This is a genomic window from Nonomuraea sp. NPDC003707 (assembly GCF_053587055.1).
On record NZ_JBSFNK010000008.1, the window covers coordinates 1 to 19,339 of the forward strand.

General features: G+C 70.3%; 15 protein-coding genes. 4 read left to right on the forward strand and 11 right to left on the reverse strand.

What is annotated here, in order from left to right; genetic code table 11:
* On the forward strand, positions 1–284 hold a 284-nt coding region (locus ACWDRB_RS21850), incomplete at its 5' end, for a hypothetical protein (RefSeq protein WP_449896308.1).
* A 37-nt stretch (positions 285–321) separates the two neighbouring features.
* Here the strand turns inward: ACWDRB_RS21850 and ACWDRB_RS21855 are convergent.
* Genes ACWDRB_RS21855 through ACWDRB_RS21885 form a run of 7 tightly spaced genes read right to left on the reverse strand, consistent with a single transcriptional unit; the run spans position 322 to position 8,026 of the window.
* A complete protein-coding gene (locus ACWDRB_RS21855; RefSeq protein ID WP_449896310.1) occupies positions 322–1,383 on the reverse strand; it encodes a hypothetical protein in 1,062 nt (353 codons plus the stop codon).
* Positions 1,380–1,637 carry an acyl carrier protein gene (locus ACWDRB_RS21860; RefSeq protein WP_355199297.1) on the reverse strand — a complete coding sequence of 86 codons (258 nt, stop codon included), beginning with the start codon at positions 1,635–1,637 and terminating at the stop codon, positions 1,380–1,382. Before ACWDRB_RS21860 ends, ACWDRB_RS21855 begins: the two co-directional genes overlap by 4 nt.
* A gap of 5 nt (positions 1,638–1,642) precedes the next feature.
* Positions 1,643–2,842 (reverse strand): radical SAM protein, encoded by a 1,200-nt coding sequence (locus ACWDRB_RS21865; RefSeq protein WP_449896312.1) that lies wholly within the window; start codon positions 2,840–2,842, stop codon positions 1,643–1,645.
* 13 nt (positions 2,843–2,855) lie between these two features.
* Entirely contained in the window at positions 2,856–3,824 is a 969-nt protein-coding gene (locus ACWDRB_RS21870) for a phosphotransferase family protein (RefSeq protein WP_449896314.1), read from the reverse strand.
* Complete coding sequence (locus ACWDRB_RS21875) at positions 3,824–4,843, reverse strand: MupA/Atu3671 family FMN-dependent luciferase-like monooxygenase (RefSeq protein WP_449896316.1); 1,020 nt, start codon at positions 4,841–4,843, stop codon at positions 3,824–3,826. The genes ACWDRB_RS21870 and ACWDRB_RS21875 overlap by 1 nt, the downstream gene beginning before the upstream one ends.
* A complete protein-coding gene (locus ACWDRB_RS21880; protein WP_449896318.1) occupies positions 4,833–6,296 on the reverse strand; it encodes an AMP-binding protein in 1,464 nt (487 codons plus the stop codon). The genes ACWDRB_RS21875 and ACWDRB_RS21880 overlap by 11 nt, the downstream gene beginning before the upstream one ends.
* The gene (locus ACWDRB_RS21885) at positions 6,293–8,026 is read right to left on the reverse strand and encodes a condensation domain-containing protein (RefSeq protein ID WP_449896320.1); all 1,734 of its coding nucleotides are present in this window, start codon (positions 8,024–8,026) and stop codon (positions 6,293–6,295) included. Before ACWDRB_RS21885 ends, ACWDRB_RS21880 begins: the two co-directional genes overlap by 4 nt.
* Positions 8,027–8,326: 300 nt before the next feature.
* On the opposite strand from ACWDRB_RS21885, the gene ACWDRB_RS21890 reads away from it, so the two are divergent.
* Complete coding sequence (locus ACWDRB_RS21890) at positions 8,327–10,105, forward strand: ABC transporter ATP-binding protein (RefSeq protein ID WP_449896322.1); 1,779 nt, start codon at positions 8,327–8,329, stop codon at positions 10,103–10,105.
* Positions 10,102–11,853 carry an ABC transporter ATP-binding protein gene (locus ACWDRB_RS21895; RefSeq protein ID WP_449896324.1) on the forward strand — a complete coding sequence of 584 codons (1,752 nt, stop codon included), beginning with the start codon at positions 10,102–10,104 and terminating at the stop codon, positions 11,851–11,853. The genes ACWDRB_RS21890 and ACWDRB_RS21895 overlap by 4 nt, the downstream gene beginning before the upstream one ends.
* 6 nt (positions 11,854–11,859) lie before the next feature.
* On the opposite strand, the gene ACWDRB_RS21900 is transcribed toward ACWDRB_RS21895, so the two are convergent.
* The 3 genes from ACWDRB_RS21900 to ACWDRB_RS21910 all read right to left on the reverse strand — a co-directional run bounded on the left by ACWDRB_RS21900 (position 11,860) and on the right by ACWDRB_RS21910 (position 14,716).
* Positions 11,860–12,588, reverse strand: a complete 729-nt coding sequence (locus ACWDRB_RS21900; protein WP_449896326.1) for an NAD-dependent epimerase/dehydratase family protein — start codon at positions 12,586–12,588, stop codon at positions 11,860–11,862.
* Between the two features lie 54 nt (positions 12,589–12,642).
* On the reverse strand, positions 12,643–13,761 hold the full coding sequence (locus ACWDRB_RS21905; protein WP_449896328.1) for a HesA/MoeB/ThiF family protein: 1,119 nt from the start codon (positions 13,759–13,761) through the stop codon (positions 12,643–12,645).
* A 193-nt stretch (positions 13,762–13,954) separates the two neighbouring features.
* Positions 13,955–14,716 carry a phosphotransferase gene (locus ACWDRB_RS21910; RefSeq protein ID WP_449896330.1) on the reverse strand — a complete coding sequence of 254 codons (762 nt, stop codon included), beginning with the start codon at positions 14,714–14,716 and terminating at the stop codon, positions 13,955–13,957.
* Between the two features lie 499 nt (positions 14,717–15,215).
* Here ACWDRB_RS21910 and ACWDRB_RS21915 point away from each other — a divergent pair, with 499 nt between their 5' ends.
* Complete coding sequence (locus tag ACWDRB_RS21915; RefSeq protein WP_449896332.1) at positions 15,216–16,202, forward strand: polyprenyl synthetase family protein; 987 nt, start codon at positions 15,216–15,218, stop codon at positions 16,200–16,202.
* Positions 16,203–16,303: 101 nt separating this feature from the next.
* Here ACWDRB_RS21915 and ACWDRB_RS21920 read toward each other — a convergent pair whose 3' ends face one another.
* Entirely contained in the window at positions 16,304–19,186 is a 2,883-nt protein-coding gene (locus tag ACWDRB_RS21920; protein WP_449896336.1) for a choice-of-anchor L domain-containing protein, read from the reverse strand.
* Positions 19,187–19,339 lie beyond the last annotated feature (153 nt).

Genomic DNA, 19,339 nt, shown 5'->3' on the forward strand with positions numbered 1-19,339 from the left:
TGTCCCCAACCGACACGCTCGCGCTGCTGGCAGCCGGACCCACCCCGAGAGAACGAACCCGGGGACTGACCACCGACGTCCCACCCGAAGCCGGCCCGTTCTCGATGACCGCCGAACCCGGCGGCCACCTGGTGGTGACCCTGTCCACCCCGCCCGGCCAACTGCCCGCGCTGGCCATCGACCAGATCGTGTGCACGGCCGCCGCCATGGCACCGGAAACCCCTGGCCAGGTCACCGTCGTCGGCGCCGGGCAGGACAGCGGCCCCCGGAGCTGCCCGAGGTAATGCTGGGCGGCTCGTGACGGGGGAGCGAGCACGGCGATCAGCTGGCAACCGCCGCCAACTCCCGCGCGTAATCACGGGGCCGGTCGCGCAGGTCGAGCAGGCGGCGGTGCATCCGCGCGAGCGGTTCCATCGAGAAGCCGGTGTCCCGCCACGCCTCGAACGTGATGCCGATGCCCAGGTCAACGCAGAACTGCACGTTACGATCCTCGTGCTCGCCGTACCCCTCCAGGCAGATGATCGGCGTCGCCGCGGTGAACGCGTCGAGGATCGTGCCTCCGCCCAGCTTGGCCATGATCGCCACGGCGTGCCTGGTCAGGTCGAGCGCCTGGTGATGGTCCTCGGCCTGCTCGTACACGGGGGGCGCGTCGGCGACGATCTCGCCGAAGGGCGGGAAGCCGTCGTCGTGCCAGGGATTCCAGGACGGATCCATCATGAAGCGACGCGAGCCGGGAGCGAGGTCGGGGGCCTCGCCGACGTCGCGCACCACGAGGTCGAGGGGCAGGCCCGCGGCGTTCAGCTCGGCGGCCCGCTCCAGGTACGTGCCCATCGACCAGCCGCCGCCGTGCGCCAGGACACGCCTGTCCCGATCCTCCCAGCGCAGCGGCGGCTCGGTGGTGGCCCTGATCGTCCAGGGGATGTCGTTGCCGGCGGAGTCGAACAGCCACACCTCCCGATGCCTGTCCAGCGACTCGGCCCGGCGGGCGAAGGACGGCGAGTTGGCCGAGTCGGCATGGCACACGTCAACGGGTACGGCCCCGAACTCCTCCGCGTAACTCTCCACGACGGGCAGCCAGAGACCGCTGAAGACGACGAAACGGTGGACCGCGCCGTCATGCCAGCGCTTCTTCGCCGATTCGAGCAGCATCGGGTCGAAGGCGTCCGACAGGTTGCGGAAAAGGCGCTGGCCGACCCGGGCGAGACGGAAGTCCCGCTGGTACGCCTCCTTGCTGGCGGAGATCCTGTCGCGCCGTTCGGGCTGCCAGAACGCCTCGGCCAGGAAGACCTCGCCGGACGCCCCGAGCTCCTTGAGCCGTCGCCTGAGCAGCAGGCCGGTGACGTGGGCGCCGAGCCCCGGGCCACCCGTCAGGATCGCGATCATGCCAGGGCGTTGACATGCGACAGGACGAAACCGCAGAAGGCGCGGATGGAGTACAGCCCCTCGATGTCCAGCCGGTCGAAGTCGAGCTCGACGTTGAACCTCTCCTCGACCATGAACAGGAAGTTGATCAACTGGATGGAGTCCATGCCCAGCTCGCGGATGATGTCCGCGTCGTCGCCGAGCTCCTCCGCGGCCCAGTCGTCGCCCAGGGCCTCGGCCAGCATCGACTTGATCTGCGGCAGGAGGTCGTCCATCTCGTTCACACTCCGTTTTCGTAGAGCGATGAGCACTTCGAGCAGACGGGCATCAGGCCCGTCGCGCGCAGCGTGGTGCGCACCCGGCGGAAGGCGGGGCTGTGCCAGACCTCCGCCAGCGTCCCGTCCCTGATGTCCCCGACGATGAACTCGGGGAAGAACTTGCACGAGCTGACCTTGCCGTCGGCGTGCACCTCCAACCGGCTGGAGACCGCCAGGCAGGTGGACTTGCCCGCGACCAGCCGGCTGCGGCCGAGGGCGAAGTCGGTGACGTCGTCGAGCGTCACCTCGGGCGTGTAGCGGATCCAGGGCTTCCACACGCGTCCGGCGAGCCTTCTCATCGACTCCAGCAGGACGGGGATGTTGTCCGGTTCGAGGTGGTAGGTGTAGGAGTGCCAGGTGGCCTGCCCGGGCGGGGGCGGCGGGTTGAGCCAGGCGAAGTCGCGCGCGTACACCTCGTCCATCCGCTCGGCGGCCTCGGGAGTGATCCACCAGGGCAGCTGGAAGAAGACCGAGTGGAGTTCGAGCTCCTCGGCCCACTCCATGAACTCGTACAGGCGGCCCGCCGTCGCGTTGCTGACCATGGAGTTGACGGTGACCTCGCCCTGGTACTCCCCGCTCCTGCGCAGGTCGAGCAGGGTCTTGAGGTTGCGTTCCGTCCTGGAGAACGACCTGGGCCCGCGCAGCGCCTCGTGGTCGGCTTCGAGCCCGTCGAGGCTGACCGTCAGGTTGAGGTTGCTGCCGAGCTTGAGCAGGTGCTCCAGGTTGCGCTCGATGAGCAGGCCGTTCGTGCAGATGTTGACCTTGCGGGGGTAGCGGAGGAGGAGCTCGACCAGTTCGGGCAGGCGGCGGTACATCAGCGGCTCGCCGCCCCACAGCCAGGTCTTGGGCCTGGTCGCGTCCGTCTCGCGGAGCAGCCGTTCGAGCACCTCGATGTCCAGCTCGGCGGTGACCCGGTCTCTGCTGTAGTCGCGCAGGAAGCCCTGGTCGTTCCACTGGAAACAGTGATCGCAGCGCAGGTTGCAGGAGTAGGTGAGCTGGAGGCTGAGCTCGCCGGGCAGGTCGGTCGCATAGCCGGGATCGGCTCCGACCCCCCTCCTGGTCCGCGACCGCACCGTGAGCTTGCGCCGGACGTCGGCGAACTCGGCCGGGGTCAGCGTCCTGCTGGATCGATTCTCCGTCAGCTTTCTTTCCACCTTGGTCATCTCCCTGCGCGGTTCAGCGGATCAGCTGTTCGAGGAGCACTTTCACGACGCGGTCATGGCGGTCGGCGTCATCGAATCCCCGGGGCTTCTCCTCGATGATCATGATCAGGTAGAGGTAGGTCCGGTAGAGGGCGAGCCTGGTTCGCGCGCTCCCGGTGAGCTCGAGGCGCCCGCCGGCCTGCCGGTAGCCCCGCAGCAGGTCCGGGTCGTGCTCGGCGCGGCCGTACACGTCGAGGGAGACGAAGTCGGCCAGCGGATCCCCCCAGAACGCCCGTTCATGATCGATCAGCGCCGCGATGCGCGGCGGCCGGCGGTCGAGATCCAGCAGGATGTTGCCGGGCCACAGGTCGAAATGGACCAGGGCGGGCTCGGTCACCTCGTCGAGTGCGCCGGCGTCGGCCCGTACGGCACGCGCGATCTCGCCGGCCGGCCAGGGAAGGTCGGCGTCGAACAGGACGGCGTCGGCGAGGAGGCCGTCGACCATGGCCAGGAAGGCCTCCCGCCAGGTGGCGGCCCTCATCCCGGGCAGATGCGGGTAGCCGAACTCCGTCCCCTTGATGCGATGCAGCGCGGCGACGTACTCCCCGAGCGTGGAGCGCAACTGCCGGGACTCCTCCTCGGCCAGCCGCTCGGCCGCGTCCGACCAGGGGACTCCCTCGACCGCGGTCATGATCAGATGCGGTACGGGGCCATCGAGGCAGGCGTGGAGCAACCGGGGCTGCGGGACGCCGGCCCCCTCGGAGAGGGGGTAGAACAGCGCCTCCGTCCGGATGATGTCCCGCTCGTAGGCGAGGAGTCCGGCATCGCCGGGAGGGCTGAGCTTGAGGACGACCTCGGAACCGTCGTCCAGCCGGACGCGCCACAGCGCGGCGAACGTACCCGCTCCCAGCTCTCGCGCGGCGACGGCGCGGCGTCCGAGGGTGCGCTGGACGAGCCCTCGGACCTCGGCCTCGGGCAGGCGCCTCTTGGTGTGCGCGTCCATCAATGATCACCGCTGTCCAGCAGCTTGCCCAGCAGGTCCAGGCTCCCGAGGACCGCGGACGTCTCCAGACCGAAGTCGATGAGGCAGGCGATCTCGTCCACGCCGATCGCCGCCAGCCGACGGACCCGTTCCGCCGCGACGGCCGGCTCGCCCAGCAGGCCCGCCTCGTCGAAGAACCGTTTGACGGCCCTGCGCGTCATGAACTCGACGCCCTTGGGACCGAGCGCGGCGGGGTCGACGTCGCGCGCCGAGCCGGCGCTCGAACCGAGGTGCAGGCCGACCGAACTCCGGACGTACGCCGTCAGCGCCTCCCGCACCGCGTCGGTCGGCGGCCCGAGGTGGGTGTGCAGCATCACCACCACGTCGCCGGGCCTGCCGTCGAGTCCCGCGCGGTATTCCTTGATCTTGAGTGCCAGCTCGTCGACGCTCTGGCTGAGCAGGTTGGTCAGGACGCCGACGCCGAGAGTGCCGGCCGTGCGGAACGTCTCGACGCTGCCGGAGCTCGTCAGCCAGACCGGGAGCTCCGGCTGGACGGGTGGCGGGAAGATGCGGACTCGCTGTTCCTCGCCCACGCCGGTGACGACGCTCACCTCGTCCCCCCGCCACAAGCGGCGGACCTGTTCCAGCGTCTCGACGGTGACGCGGGTTCTGTCGGCGTACCTGTCGGGGTTGAAGGCGAAGTCCACCGCGTGCCACCCGGAGGCGAAGGACACCCCCACCCGCCCGCCGGACAGGTTGTCGACCACGGCCCAGTCCTCCGCGATGCGGATCGGGTGATGCAGCGGGGCGACCACGCTGCCGGCGCGGACGGCCACGCGTTCGGTGACCGCGGCGACGGCCGCGCCGGTCACCGCGGAGTTCGGATAGAGCCCGCCGAACGCGTGGAAGTGCCGCTCCGGCGTCCACACGGCCGTGAAGCCGTGCGCGTCCGCGTAGCGTGCCCCCTCCAGGAGCAGCTCGTAGCGGTTGGCGGAAGGTTGCGTGCTGTCGTCGGCGAAGTAGAACAGACTAAAACGCATCGGCTCTTTCTCTTCCGCGGGTCTTCTCCGGAGGCTGGGGCAGCCGGGGGCGGTCGACCTTCCCGCTCAAGGTCCGTGGCAGCTCGTCGAGCCACACGAACACGGTGGGAACGACGCCCGGCGGGAGATGCTCACGCAGATGGCGCAGCACCTCCTGCTGGCGGCGGCCGTCATCGGCGACCACGTACGCGCAGAGCTTCTCATCCACGAGGACGACGTGGGCGTCGTGGACCCCGGGGGAGCGCATGAGCACGTTCGCCACGTCGTCGAGCTCGACGCGCACGCCGTTCACCTTGACCTGCCGGTCGCGTCTGCCCAGGAGCTCCAGGGAGCCGTCCGGCCGGAACCGCCCGAGGTCGCCCGTCCGGAACCGGTGTGGATCGGACGGGTCGAAGCCGCCCTGCCGTCCTCCGAGGTAGCCGTGGAGCGGGAACGGCGTGCGCAGCTCGACCTCGCCCGACTCCAGGAGCCGCACCGTCACACCTGGGAGGGGTTCGCCGACGGGGACCGAGTCCGCCGTCGCGTCCGCGGCGGTGATCCGGTGGAAGAGCTTGGTCATCGTGGTCTCGGTGGGGCCGTAGAGGTTGATCAGCTCCTTCTCCGTCCCGAAGAGCTCCTGCCAGGAGCGGACGTCGGAGGGGCGGACCGGCTCTCCCGCCAGCAGGACGGCGCGCAGTTCGCGCAGCGACCCGGGTGTCAGGTCCGCCGCTCGGAGGGTGCGGAAAACCGTGGGGACGCAGTGGAGGATCTGCACGCGGTTGGTCTCCAGCCAGTGGGCGAGCCCCTGGCCGCTGCGGGCGCTCTGCGGGGCCACGACCATCGTCCCGCCGGAGCACAGCGGGACGAAGGCGTCGCGCAGGAAGGCGTCGAATCCGGCGGAGGTGAGCGAGGAGACGCGCGTCCCCCTGCCCGCGCCCACGAGGTCGATCTCCCAGGTGACGAAGTGCGTGATCGCCGGGAGGCTTCCCACGACCCCCTTCGGCCGGCCCGTGGTTCCCGAGGTGAAGTAGACGTAGCCGGGGCCGTCCGGCTCGCCGGGGTCCCATCGTGCCGGATCCACCGCTTGGTCTCGTACGTCCCGGGCGCCCAGGGTCCGGAACCCTTTCCTGCCGGTTCCGGCCAGAACAGGAGCTCCGGCCCGGTCGACGACGACGGCTCCCGGCCGCAGGTCGTCGATGGCCATGGCCAGCCGCGCGGGCGGCGTTCGTACGTCCACCGGAGCGAACACGCGGCCGCAGGCCATGGCCGCGAGCATCGCGGCGACGGTCTCCACCGGATCGGCGCACGCGATGAGCACCGGGTCGCCGCCCGGGACGGCATCGAGTTCCGCCAGGTGTCCCGAGGCCCGGACCGCGAGGTCGTGGTAGGTGGCGACCCGGCTCCTGCCGTGGATCGCGATGTCCTGGGGATGGGCCCGAACGTGGCGCATCCACCGGCCGACGACGCCGGTCATCCCGGCTGCCCTGTCGTACGGCCCGCGCCTTCCGCCACCACGGGGCGGCCCAGCCAGGCGTCCAGGTCACCCACGTCGTCCGGGGCGTGATCGCAGAGCACATAGCGGCGGGGCGTCATCGCGGTGGGACGGCGGCGCAGGCCCTCCATGCAGAGCGCGTGCGCCTCCTCGGCGGATCGGACCCGCGGGCCGCGGGCGAGGAAGGCCACCAGCGGCTCGCCCCGGACCTTGGGGAAGACCCGGGCGGGAAGCGGCGTGAGGACCTCGTCCAGGAGTCGCTGCACCTCGCCGACCTGGATCCAGCACGAGTCGACCAGCAGCCAGTCGCCGTCCCGTGGAAGCGGGCCCAGCCCGGTGACCTCGTCCATCCGCGGGCGGCTCAGATCCTCCGAGGCCGCCGACAGGAGGAGGTGCTCGATCGCCAGCAGGATCCGTTCGAGCTCGTCCCTGGGGACCCGGTCCAGGTGGCCGGTCCACAGCCGCAGGCGGAGCGTCTCCTCAGCGGCGAACAGGTCGAACCTGAGCATGACGTCGGTCTCCACCATGGGTGTCCAGGTGAGAGAGGTGTCGGCCGGCGCTTCCGGAGGCTGGGAGTCGAGCCGGCCCACCACGAGATTGTTGAACAGGGGCTCGAAGCAGAAGCGGACACCTCGCCGGTGCTCGGCTCGTTCGGAGATCTGCGAGCGTTTCTCGACGTCGTAGATCCCGTGCTTGCCCGCCTTCACGGTCGCCAGCCACGCCTGGTGGACACATCTGTCGAAACTCATGGATTCCAGGTCCACGCGCATGGGGGCCGACTGCACCAGAGTCCCGAGGTAGTCCGCCGAACGGCTGTCGTACCGGTTGCTGGAAAGCGTCAGGAAGTCACCGGCGGAGTGCCCGGTGCGCTGGGAGAGCACGGCGCAGATGGCGGCCAGGACGATCGCCGGGCGGCCGGATCCGACGCGCGCCTCTATCTCGGCCAAGGCCGTCGCCGCCGCCTGCGAGCACAGTTCGGCGGCGACCGAGTCGCGCGGCGAGCCCGTGGAGGCGGCCGTGTAGAGGTGGTGCGGCGCCCGGTTCAGCACGCTCTCCCACAGCGCCAGAGCGCTCGCCGTACGGCGCTCCAACGGCGGACGCCGCTCGGCCCAGGCCTGGTCCAGTGGCTGATGACGGGCCTGCCCGATCTCACGCTCCGCGGGGTGGCGCACCAGGTGCGCGAACTCGCGGCCGAAGACGGCGAGGCCGAGGAAATCCGCGGTCAGATGAGAGAGGTCCATGACGCCGGCGAGGACCTTGCCGCCGCGCGTGGCCAGGGCGACGCGCAGCGGATGCGTCTTGGGACTGTACGGCGGGCGCGTGTCCAGGAGGGTTCCGAGCTCCGCCGCCAATGCGGCGGACTCCACCGGCCCGGCGCCGGCGTCGAAGCGGTGGATGATCAGCTCACCCGCCGCGGCGACCCGCTGGGCCGGGGGAGGGCCGGCCGCGTAGGTGGAGCGCAGCCCCTCATGACGGGCCAGCAGAACGGCGAAGGTCTCGGTGACGTCGTGCAGATCGGTGCCCTCGGGCAGCTCCAGCGCCCACCGCATCCAGCCGTGCGCGTCGGGAAAACCGTCCAGCCACCGCAGGATGTTCAGCTGGCCGAGGGTCAGGGGCCCGTCACCGGCGCGATCGCCCTGGAAGGAGACGACGATCGGTTCGCACTCCGTCAGCGTGAGCTCGTGAGTGAGCGCGGTGAAGACATTCGGCATCGACGCAGATCACCCTCGCAGACACGTGCTTCGCGTGGACCGAAGGACCTTGTTCCTCTGCACTCAGCCCATCGCAGAGCCCAAGCTGCCGAAACTTTCGGACTGCCCCCGATAAGCTAGCCGGAGCGTATGTGAGCATTTTTTGATCGTCAAGAGCCATCGGAAGCCTTGTCAAGGACATGGAGCGGGTGCCGGCCGCACGGGAAGGCTCCATTGACCGACCCGCGGAATCGGACATACGCTGCGCAAGATTTCGCGAGGGAATGGAAAGTTTTCGTCGGCCTTGCCTGAGGGATGCCCATGCGAGAAAGGCTGGACCTGCTGAGGTTCTTCCGCTACGCGGGCCCGGCGGTGTCCATCGCGTTGACCGTGATGGTTCTCATCGATGCGGTGGTGCCCGCGGGCATCGCGATCGCCGTCCAGGAACTGGTGGCGGCGGACGGCCGATCCGCGCTGGCGCCGGTGCTGCTCATGAGCGGCGTGGTCCTGGCCGGGCAGCTGGCGCTGGCGTTCCGGCTCCCCGTGGGACGGCTGGCGGCCGACCGCATCGACGGCGCGCACCGCACGCGGATCGCCGCCCTGGTGATGGGCGTGCCGACCGTGGACGTGGCCGAGAGGCAGGACGTCCAGGACCGGGTGAAGACGACCACGGCGGAGCCGCGGGACTGGGTCGACAGGACGTCGGGCGACGGCGCCGTGAGCCAGCTGGAGCTGGTGGGCCATGCCGTCGGGATGGCGTCGTCCGCGGTGGTGCTGGCCTGGTGGTCGTGGTGGCTGGTGCCGGCGACGGTCATCCCGGCGCTGTGTTTCCGCATGATGCACGGCCGCCAGTGGGTCCGGCATTTCCGGATCTGGGTGGAGGGCGTCCTGTACCACCGGCGGTGGAAGTACTGGGGTGAGGTCGCCACCACGCCGGCGGCGGGCCGGGAGCTGCGCGTCTTCGGAGCGGGCGAATGGCTGCTCGGGCACTACACGCGTGACATGCGCACCCACGTGGATCCCGTGTGGGAGGACGATCGGCGGGTGCTGCGCCAGTTGTGGCTGGCGCTGCTCCTCCCGCTGGCCGGATGCACCGTGGTCTTCACCTGGGTGGCCCTCGGCACGGCGGCCGGCCAGGGCGGCATCGCGCTGGAGGTGGCCGTGGTCACCGCGGCCTGGTCGGTGTTCAGCGTGGCCATCAGGACCGACGACGTGATCTCCCTCGAAGGGGCCCGGCCGGTCAGGCGGGCCGCCGGTGAGCTGGAGCGGATCAACCCCGCGCCGATCCCGCTGCGCGCGCACGCCGAAACCCCCGCGGGCCCGCCGCCGCTGCTGCTCTTCGAGAACGTACGCTTCGGCTACCCGGGCCGGCAGGTGCTCAACGGCGTCGACCTGGAGATCAGGCCGGGGGAGTCGCTGGCGCTGGTCGGGCTCAACGGCGCGGGCAAGTCGACGCTGACCAAGCTGCTGGCCGGGCTGTACCGGCCCGACTCGGGCAGGATCCTCGCCGACGGGACGGACATCGCGGACATCCCCGACTGGCAGTCCCGGCTGAGCGTGGTGTTCCAGGACTTCCTGAAGTACCCCCTCTCCCTGCGCGACAACATCGCCCTCGGGGCCGCCGACCCCGATCTGCTCTCCGGCGTCGTCCGGGACGCCGGGCTGGTCCCCGTGGTGAGCCGGTTGTCCGGCGGGTACGACACGCCGCTGTCGCGCAGCCGTACCGCGGGGGTGGACCTGTCGGGCGGCCAGTGGCAGCAGGTCGCGCTCGCCCGCGCGCTCTACGCCACCCGCCGGGGGGCCAGGATCCTGGTGCTGGACGAGCCCACGGCCCACCTGGACGTCCGCACCGAGCACGATCTCTTCCAACGCCTGCCGGACATCACCGAGGGGATCAGCGTGGTGCTGATCTCGCACCGCCTCTCGACGGTACGGCAGGCGGACCGGATCGTGCTGCTCGACGGCGGCCGGATCACCGAGTCCGGGACGCACGAGCAGCTCATGGCCGAGGGCGGGCAGTACGCCACCATGTACGCGCTTCAAGCCCAGCGCTTCAGCCAGGGATACGACGACCGGCTGGACGAAGGAGATCTCGCGTGAGGGAGTACGCGCGCCTGTGGCGTGAGCTGATCGTGCTGTGCCGGCAGCGCCATCCCGGGGCGACGGCCTTCCTGATCGGCTGGCACGTGGCCTCGACGGTCATGTTCGCGGCGGTGGGGCTCACGCTGCGCGCGCTGGTGGAGGCCACCCAGGCGGGCACCGCCACCGCGATAGGCGTGGCGGCGCTGGGCGCCGCGCTGGTGCTCACCCTCAACCTCGGCGTCGAGCACATCGCCTACCTGCGGACCATCCACCTGGTGGAGCGGATCAGCCTGACCGAGGTGGAGCCCCGGATCCTGCGCGCCTGCGCCGAACTGCCACAGGTGGGACATCTGGAGGAGCCCGAGTTCCTGGACCGGGTCACCACGTTGCGCGGCCAGTCCGGCGCGGTGGTGGACTGGGCGTGGGCGGTCCTTCAGGCCGTCGCCGCCACGATCGGACTGCTGGTGGCGCTCGCGGTGCTGGGCGGCGTGAACCCCTGGCTGCTCGCGCTGCTGCCGTGCGCCGCCGTACAGCTGGCCATGGAACGGCACGGCCGCAAGAAGATCGCCGAAGAGGACCTGGAGTCGGCCGAGGACCTGCGCCTCCACCGGGACCTGTACGACGACATCTGCGTGAACCCGGCCGCGCTGAAGGAGCTGCGCGTCTACGGCGCCGCGGCGGAGGCGCTCAAGCTGCAGGCCGAAGCCTGGGACCGGGTGACGCGCTCACGCGCCCGCGCCGCCCTGGTCGCCGCCGGCTGGTCGTCGGCGGGCTGGCTGGTCTTCGGCGCCGGTTTCACCCTGGCGATCTTCCTGGTCACCGCGGCGGGCCACCCGGGGGACATCATCCTGGCCGTGTCCATGGGCGTCCAGTTCCGCAACGTGGTCGAGCACGCGCTGCACCGATCCATGCAGGTCGGCGGGTACCGCCGGCTGCTGCGGCCCTACCTGTGGCTCATGGAGTACGCCCGGACGCACCGCGACACCGCCGACGCGGTCCCGCCCGTCCGGCTGCGGCGCGGGATCGAGCTGCGGAACGTGTCCTTCACCTACCCCGGGACCACCGAGCCCGTCCTCGAGGACCTGTCCGTGCACCTGCCCGCCGGAGCGGTGGTCGCGGTGGTCGGCGAGTACGGTTCAGGCAAGACCACGCTGGTCAAGCTCCTGGCGAAGATGTACGCCCCCGACTCGGGCAGCATCCTCGTCGACGACGTGGAGCTGTCGGCCCTGGACACCGCCGGCTGGCGGGCCTCGATGAGCGCCGCCTTCCAGGACTTCGGCCGCTACTGCACCACCTTCGAGGACTCCGTCCTGATGGGCGGCCGAGGCGATCTGAACTCCACGGTGCGCGACGCCGACGCCGAATCGCTGGTCTCCCGCCTGCCCGACGGCCCCGCCACCGAGCTCGGCCGCCGCTTCGGCGGGATCGAGCTGTCGGAGGGCCAGTGGCAGAAGGTGGCGCTCGCCCGCTCCGGCGCCCGGGTCCGGCCCCTGCTGTTCGTCCTGGACGAGCCCACCGCCTCCCTGGACGCACCGAGCGAGCACGCCATCTTCGGCCGCTACGCGCGGCGTTCCCGCGAACTCGCGGCCTTGAACGGGGCGATCAGCGTCATCGTCTCCCACCGTTTCTCCACCGTGGCCGACGCCGACCTCATTCTGGTGATGGCGGCGGGAAAGCTGGTGGAGTGCGGTAGACATGACGAACTGCTCACTCGGAACGGCATGTACGCGGACCTCTACGGCATTCACGCCGCCGCGCACGCCTGAGCTTCTTCAGAAACGGTAATAGCGGTCGATGACGCTTCGATAGTAGGTCGGCGAGAAACCCATCCGGGCCGTGGACGGCGCGTGCTGAGCCATTCTCTTCGTCGAGACGTTGTAGTCGTTGGCCGGGGTGTCCACATAGACCTTGGTGACGGCCCGGCCGGACAATGTCGTCAGATAGGAGACGATTTCCTCGGCGGTCACCGGATGGCCCGAGGCGATATTGACCGTCGCGTGACGGAGGTCGCCGGAGAGGAGTTCGGCGGCGATGGTCACGAGGTCCGCGACGTCGATGAGATCGCGGCGCGCGCCCCGGTAGACGGTCACCACGCCGTCGTTGACCTGGGAAACCAGTGCGGGAAGCAGCTGATGCCGCCGTTGGTGCGGCCCGACGACCTCCGTCACCCGGAGGATGAGATGGTCCACCCCGGACGCCCGTATCGCTTTCTCCATCTCCACCTTGTGGCGCCCGTACGCGGTGGTGGGATGCACCGGGTCCTCTTCCGAACACGGCGATCCGTCGCCGTTCCCGTAGAGATGTGCCGACGCCGTGGAGAAATAGAGGAGCCGGCGGGCGTCGCCCATCGCCTCATGGAGCAGAGCGGCTTCCCGGTGAAACTCCGTCGCTTCGGTGGTGGTCGACCGCGACACCCCGGCGGCGAACACCACCGTGCCATCCATCTGCATCGGTGAATTGACGAACGCCCGGGCAATCATTCCGTCGCCGACGACCTCCATGGAAATCTATTCTCGTATGAAGAAAGGCATTCGGCGAGGTTTCCCGACCTGGATTCACGGTGTTGTTTCCCGTTTTCCGTCAGAGAGCCGTTCTCCGCAGTTCGGGCAGTCGGGCCGCTTCGGGATGGGCCGCGAGCGGATCTCCAGCGGCCAGAAGTCCACCTCGCTCCACCGCCCGCTCAGCGCCGGGGGCAACCCCGTCAGGACCCGGATCGCCTCCCAGGCCAGAATCGTGCCGACCAGCCCGCACAGCGCCCCGATGGCGCCCGCCTTCTGCCTCTTGCCGACCAGCGACTCCATCCGGCCGCGCCCGTGGTCGGCGAAGGTCTCGGCGCGGACGCAGGTCCAGCACGCGGTCTCCCCGGGCAGGACCGTCGTGCCGAGCACCCCGATGTGGTACGCGTACCCGGTGCCCAGGATGTGCGGCACGTCCGGCCAGCAGGCCTCGCTGACCCAGGTGGACGTGTCGTTGGGCGTGGGCAGGTCGATCGCGTTGATCACGATGTCCGCGCCGTCCACCAGGTCGGCGAGGTCGGCGGCGGAGGTGACGCGCCGGTCGAACGTCTCGACCGTGACGAAGGGATTGGCGGCCCGCAGCCTGGCCGCGGCCGCCTCGACCTTGGGCGCTCCCACGTCGGCGACGCAGAACAGGGTCTGCCGGGTCAGGTTCGACGGCTCGACCCGGTCGAAGTCGCACAAGCGGATGGTGCCGACGCCCGCGTTCGCCAGGGAGAGCGCGACCCAGCCGCCGAGCCCGCCGACCCCGCACACCACCGCGGTCGAGCGGTCGACGCGCTCCTGCAACTGCACGCCGCTGGAAAGGTCGGTGAGGCCCTGGTCACAGAAATCCTGGAGCAGCCGCAATTGGCGGTCGTAGAATTGGGCGCGATCGTCGCCGAGCCGCGCGAACGACCCCTCGAGGTGGCCGACCCGGCTCAGCAGTCTCTCTTCCGTGAGGATTTGCAGCACCTCGCCGAGCGGCTGCGAGTCACCGACGGACCGCTCGATCTCGGCATATGTGCGAGTGCCGTCCAGAAGTGTTATCACCCGTTTCACAAAGGCGTCGGCGGCGAATCTCTTCACCGTTCTGTCCGCCGTGCAGAGGAAGAGCAGTTCGTCGCCCTCGGTCTGGACGATCACGCTTTCCCGCAGGCGAGGGCGCCAATCCGTCACGTGTTCCTCCGAGTGCGGGTGAGGTGAAAACACCTCACCCGCACGCTGTCAGTTGCCGGCGGAATTCGACGCGGTGACGGCGCCGACGCGCATGCTCGTCTCTTCGAGCTTCACCATGACAGGACGTCTTCGCATGGCCCCACCTTACGTCCGGACGGATTCCTTCACTGCATTCTCTCCATGCCAGAATTTTTTACAAGGGAAACTCGGACAACTCCTGAATCGCCTGGTCGAGGTCGTCGGCGACGCCGCCTTCGTACAGCTGGACGTAAAGCTCGTCGGGGCCGCGGCCATATCTGCGTATCTGGCCGGCCCGCACGCGCAGGCGCGCCTGCGCCTCGCGGACGATCTCCTCGGGGCCGCCGCGCCAGCCGTACTCCTCGAGGAACAGGCGCAGCCGCTCCGGCCGGGCGGCCTCGTCGCGGAATCCGTCGGCCGTCGCCGCGCGCCGGGCGTACAGCGGCACCCAGGCGATGGCCACCCACGCCACGTCCGAGTCCGGTGTGACCGGCCCGGCGAAGTCCCAGTCGAAGAAGCCGGTCAGCCTGCCCTCGTGCCACGCGGCGTTGAACGGCCCGGCGTCGTTGTGCGCGATGACCGTTCCCGGTGTCCAGGACCCGCCGAGCCGCCAGCGCGCCGTGGGAGCGGGCACGTAGTCGGCCACGGCCTCGTGGTAGTCGCGCAGCCAGCGGGCCACCTGGACCAGCGCGTCCTCGCTCCACGCCCACGCGGGCCACGGCGGCGCGCCGGCGATCTCGCCCGCCAGGTAGGTGAGGATCTCCCGGCCCTCCGCGTCCACGCCCAGGACGCGGGGAGCGCCGCCGAACCCCTTGCACTCCAGGTGCCGCAGGAGCTCGTGAACCGACGCCGACCACGCGCGCACCGGCCTTCGCACCGTGGCGCCGATCCGCACCACGGCCTGGTCGTTGCCGCCCATGAGCCGGTCAGCGGCCATGGCCGTCCCGGGTCCCTAGCTCGGCGGCGAGTGCGCGTACGGTGTTCGGGCGGGGGTGACGGCTGGGAACGGCCGGCCAGATCTGCCGCAAAATCCGCATGTCACCGGTCCCCGGGGTCAGCCATGTGTCGGCCAGCGATCTCCACCCTAATTTTCTCGCCCGAGGCTGTCCATGATCCCGTGAAGGGCGCGATGACATGCGATCATCGGCGCTATGACGTCCCCCCCTCGATCAGCGCACCCGCCGGTCCGGCGCCGTCGGGGGAGCCGTCACGGCAGGGCGGCCTCGTGACACGCGGATCTTCGCGGTTGCGGCGGGCGCGGCCCTTGGCGCGGTCTGTCTGCTGCTCGGCTCCACCGGCTCCTTCATGTTCGCGTTGTTCGGGAACGTGTAGCGGCTCGGCGGGACGGAGCTCGACGCCGACTACGACATCTCCCCGTGGTGCGGATCTCAGAGTTAGAGTCTGCCGGATCATGAAATATCACGGAGAAGGCGGATATGTCGGCTATCGAGCAGCTGAAGTTAACCGACCCTGACCTGGCGGAACACCTGCGCAAGAGCATGGCCGAAGTGGAGGCCAGGCTGCACGTGGCAGCCGCGGAATCGCCCGACCCCCTGGTGGGCCAGACCGCCGGCTACCTCCTGGGCGCGGGCGGCAAGCGGTGGCGCCCGCTCCTGGTGCTGCTGGGCGCCCAGTTCGGCGACCCGGAGCGCGACTCGGTGCTGGACGCGGCCGCGGTCGTCGAGCTCGTCCATGCCGCCTCGCTGTACCACGACGACGTGATGGACGAGGCGCCGCTGCGCCACGGGGTGCCCAGCGCGCACACCCGCTGGAACAACAAGATCGCGATTCTGGCCGGCGACCACCTGGTCGCCCGCGCCGCCACGCTCAGCCTGGGCCTGGACGAGCAGGCGCGCCGCGCTCAGGCGGAGGCGTTCGAGCGGCTGGTGATGGGGCAGATCAGGGAGGTGGCGGGCCCGCGTCCCGGCCAGGATCCCGTCGCGCACCACCTGGAGGTGGTACGCGACAAGTCCGCCTCCCTCATCGCGCTGTCCGTACGGCTGGGCGGCATCTGCGCGGGCGCCGACGCCGGCACGGTCGCGGCGCTGGGGGAGTACGGCGAAGCGCTCGGTGTGGCCTTCCAGCTGTCCGACGACCTGATCGACATCGTCTCCGGCGCGGACAGGGCGGGCAAGGCGGCGGGGACCGACCTGCGCGCCGGCGTGCTGACCCTGCCCGCCCTGCTGGCCCTGCGCGAGGGCGGGCGGCTCGGCGAGCTCCTGTCCGCCGGCCCGCTCCAGGACGCCGAGCTGCACGCCGAGGCGCTGGAGCTGTTGCGCTCGTCGGCGGGTCTGGCCGCCGCCGGGTCGGAGGCGGCCAGGTACGCGGCCGAGGCGCGCTCGGCCGCCGGGCGGCTCCGTGACTGCCCGGCCAAGCAGGTCCTGGAGGCCCTGTGCGAGCTGGTGTCCTCCCGCGCGGCCTGACAGGAACCCGCGAACACCGACCCGGGACGCGCCGGGCCGGATGCGCGGACGCTGACCCGGGACCGTCGCCGCGGGCCGGGTCAGCGTCCCGGGGGTCCCGGTCAGAGGTTGAGCGGGATCTTCACGTACGAGCCGTCGATGTTGCCCGCCTTGTCGATGCTCCGCAGGTGGAGCGTCCAGGTCCCGGTGGAGCCGGTGGGCTTCATCCAGTAGAACGGCAGGCCGTACGTGGAGTACTGCGGGGTGTCGTCCGGATCGCTGGACACGATGGCCCACTCGATCCGCCCCACGCCCGACCCGCCGGCATCGGTCGCGGAGGCGTCGACGTGCACCCGCTTCCTGCCGTCGTACTCGTCGTACCCGAGCGTGACGTCGGTGTCGGGCGGGGTCTCGTCGTCCGCCGCCGAACCGGTCACCGTGGGCAGCGGGTCCTGGGCCGGGCAGCCCGAGTCGCACGGCGTGACGGAGACGCGGGTCGCGGGGACCGTGACGCCGCCGCCGTTGAGGGTGATGTGGTCGTTCGGCCCGATGAGGATGGGCTCGTACGGGATGGTCGAGGTGATGACGCCGTTCTCGTACGTGCGCAGCCGGAGGTAGACGTAGCCGAAGTCCGTCGAGGTGATCGTGGCCGCGGCCCTGCCCTGGCGGAGGAAGGCGGAGATGCGCTTGTACGGGCCGACGCCCGCGGCGTAGGAGCTGCCGGGGATGTCCTCCAGCTCGACCTCGGTCGCCGGGTCGGTGAACCCGGTGCGCAGCCCGCCCGCGTCGGTGAGCAGCAGGTTGACCGGGCCTCTGATCTCCACTTCGGTGCCCGTGAGCCCGCCGGCGGCGGCCGCCTGGACGCTGTCGTCCTGCTGTGCCGCGAGGGCGGCCGTGGCGGGTCCTTCGCCCTGGATGGCGTTGACGGCGTCGTAGACGACCTGCGACTCGTTGGGCAGTTCGACGTGGCCGATGCCGGAGTAGGCGGGCTGGACCACGGAGTTGCCACGCAGCCCCGCGGTGAGCCGGGCCGAGCCGAGCGGCACGGTGCCGTCACCGAGGTCACTCCAGTTGATCATGACGCCGGTGCCGTTGACGCAGCCGTCCCACCAGCCCTTCTTCTCGTTGCAGTGCGCCTCGGGGAACTCGTCGAAGCTCACCGGGGTGGTCACGCCGGTGCCCACCAGGCGGGTCAGGCCGACCCTGGACTCGGCGGGGTTCCAGGCGTCGGACGCCCGGTGCCAGGCGCGGGCCTTGTCGATCAGCGCCAGGTTCTTGTCGCTGAGCATGTCACGCACCTGGTCGGGGGTGAGCGGGCCGCCCGGTACGCGGTTGACCGGCGGCTCGACCACGGTGTGGTAGTTGTCGGAAGGCAGGAGCTCCAGGAAGCCGGGGAAGTTCTTGGTGATCTTCGCGGCCTGGTTCCTGTTGAGCAGGCAGCGGCCGGCGGTCAGGTCGATCACGCAGGGCGTCTTGTAGTGCATGACGCCCAGCGCCTTCGCGGCGCCCAGGTACGGCGTGGCGATGGTGGAGATCCGGTTGATCTTGCCGACCGAGCGCTGCATGCGCGTGGCGGCCAGCGTCACCAGCCCGCCCTGGGAGTGGGCGATGATGTTGACCCGGTCGGCGCCGGTGGCCTGCAGGACCGACTCGATCCGGTCCAGCAGCTGGTCCGCGTTGTGGTCCGACGACTTGCGCCAGTCCACGGGGTTGAGGAAGAGGTTCTCGCCCGGCTGCGGGTTCTCGATGTCGCCCAGCACGTAGCCGGCGTTCTGCAGGTGGCTGACGGTGCCCGCGTAGATGGACTTGATGTTGAGGATCTTCATGATGACCTCGGGGGCGTAGACGCCGTTGCCCTTGGCGTCGGTCTCCCCGTCGTCGTTCAGCATGATGTTGTCGAGGTGCGAGTCGCTCAGGCTGAGCAGCTTGGTCAGGGTGCCCGGCCAGTACTCGGTGCTCGCGTCCCTCAGCTTGGACCCCATGATGCCCGGCACGAAGATTACCGGCTTGGTGACGGGCTTGGCGCCGGTGCCGCACTCGGCCGGCTCGTCCTGGGTGTAGGTGAGCTTGCGCACCAGCGCGGCCGAGTCGTAGACCGCGTCGTGCTGGTCGAAGATCGACAGGTAGAGCTTGTGCGACCCGCCGGTGATGGGGGTGGAGGCCTTCATCAGCGGCGTGGCCCCGTCGTACGTCGTCCCGGCCGAGGCCGAGGCGGTCATGGCCAGCAGGCCGGTCGTGTTGGTGGAGATGACGTTGCCGGAGGGGTCGAAGGCGAAGTTGTCCGGCGCCAGGATGGTCGACTCGTTGGTGGTCCAGGTGGTGCGGTCCAGCTCGGCGACGAAGCCGTCGTTGTAGGCGGACCTGACGAACTCGGGGAACTCCTCGCTGAAGTACTTGACCTCGAAGGTCATGCACTTGGCCCAGGACGGGACGTCCAGGTCGACCCGGAGCACGGTGACGTCGTAGGCGCTGTCGCCGCGGACCTTGCCGCCGCCCGAGTCGCGCCCGTCGGAGTGGAACTGGTTGGCCTGCGGCGCGAGGGTGGCGTCGCCCGTGGTCAGCAGGGCGCCGGTGCCGGAGAGGCCGCCGATGCCGGTGCCCAGGCCGTTGGTCCCGGTGGCGGGCGGGGTGGTGACGTAGGAGGCCGTGACCAGGCTGCTGTCGCCGACCAGGGCGCCGGCCAGCGCCCTGGCGCCGTCGGCGCCGGTGTCCACCGGGGTCACGCTGCCCGCGTCGACGTCCAGCGTGGTGACGTCGGCGGAGCGGGTCTTCCGGGCCTCGCGCGCCTTGGCGGCGCGCTCGCGGGCGGTCTTGCGGTCGGTGGGCCTGCCGACGGAGATTGTGTGGCGCTCGGAGGAGGGGGCGCCAGTGGAGGGGGCGCTGGACAAGGCGGCGGACGGGGTGGGGGAGGGACTGACGGGATCGGCGAGGGCGGGGGCAGGGGCGGTCATTCCGGTCCCTGCCATCGCGACGGCGAGCATGACCAATAAGAACCTGCGGCGCATCGGCTGCTCCAGGCTGGGTCGGGCCGTGAGAACGGACTTCGCTCCGGGCGTTCGTGTCACGGCGGGCCGGGACCAGCGACACCAAGATCAAAGCGGAGAAAACGTATACATCAACACGTACGCGGTCAAGTCCGAAAAATGGATATTGACGGA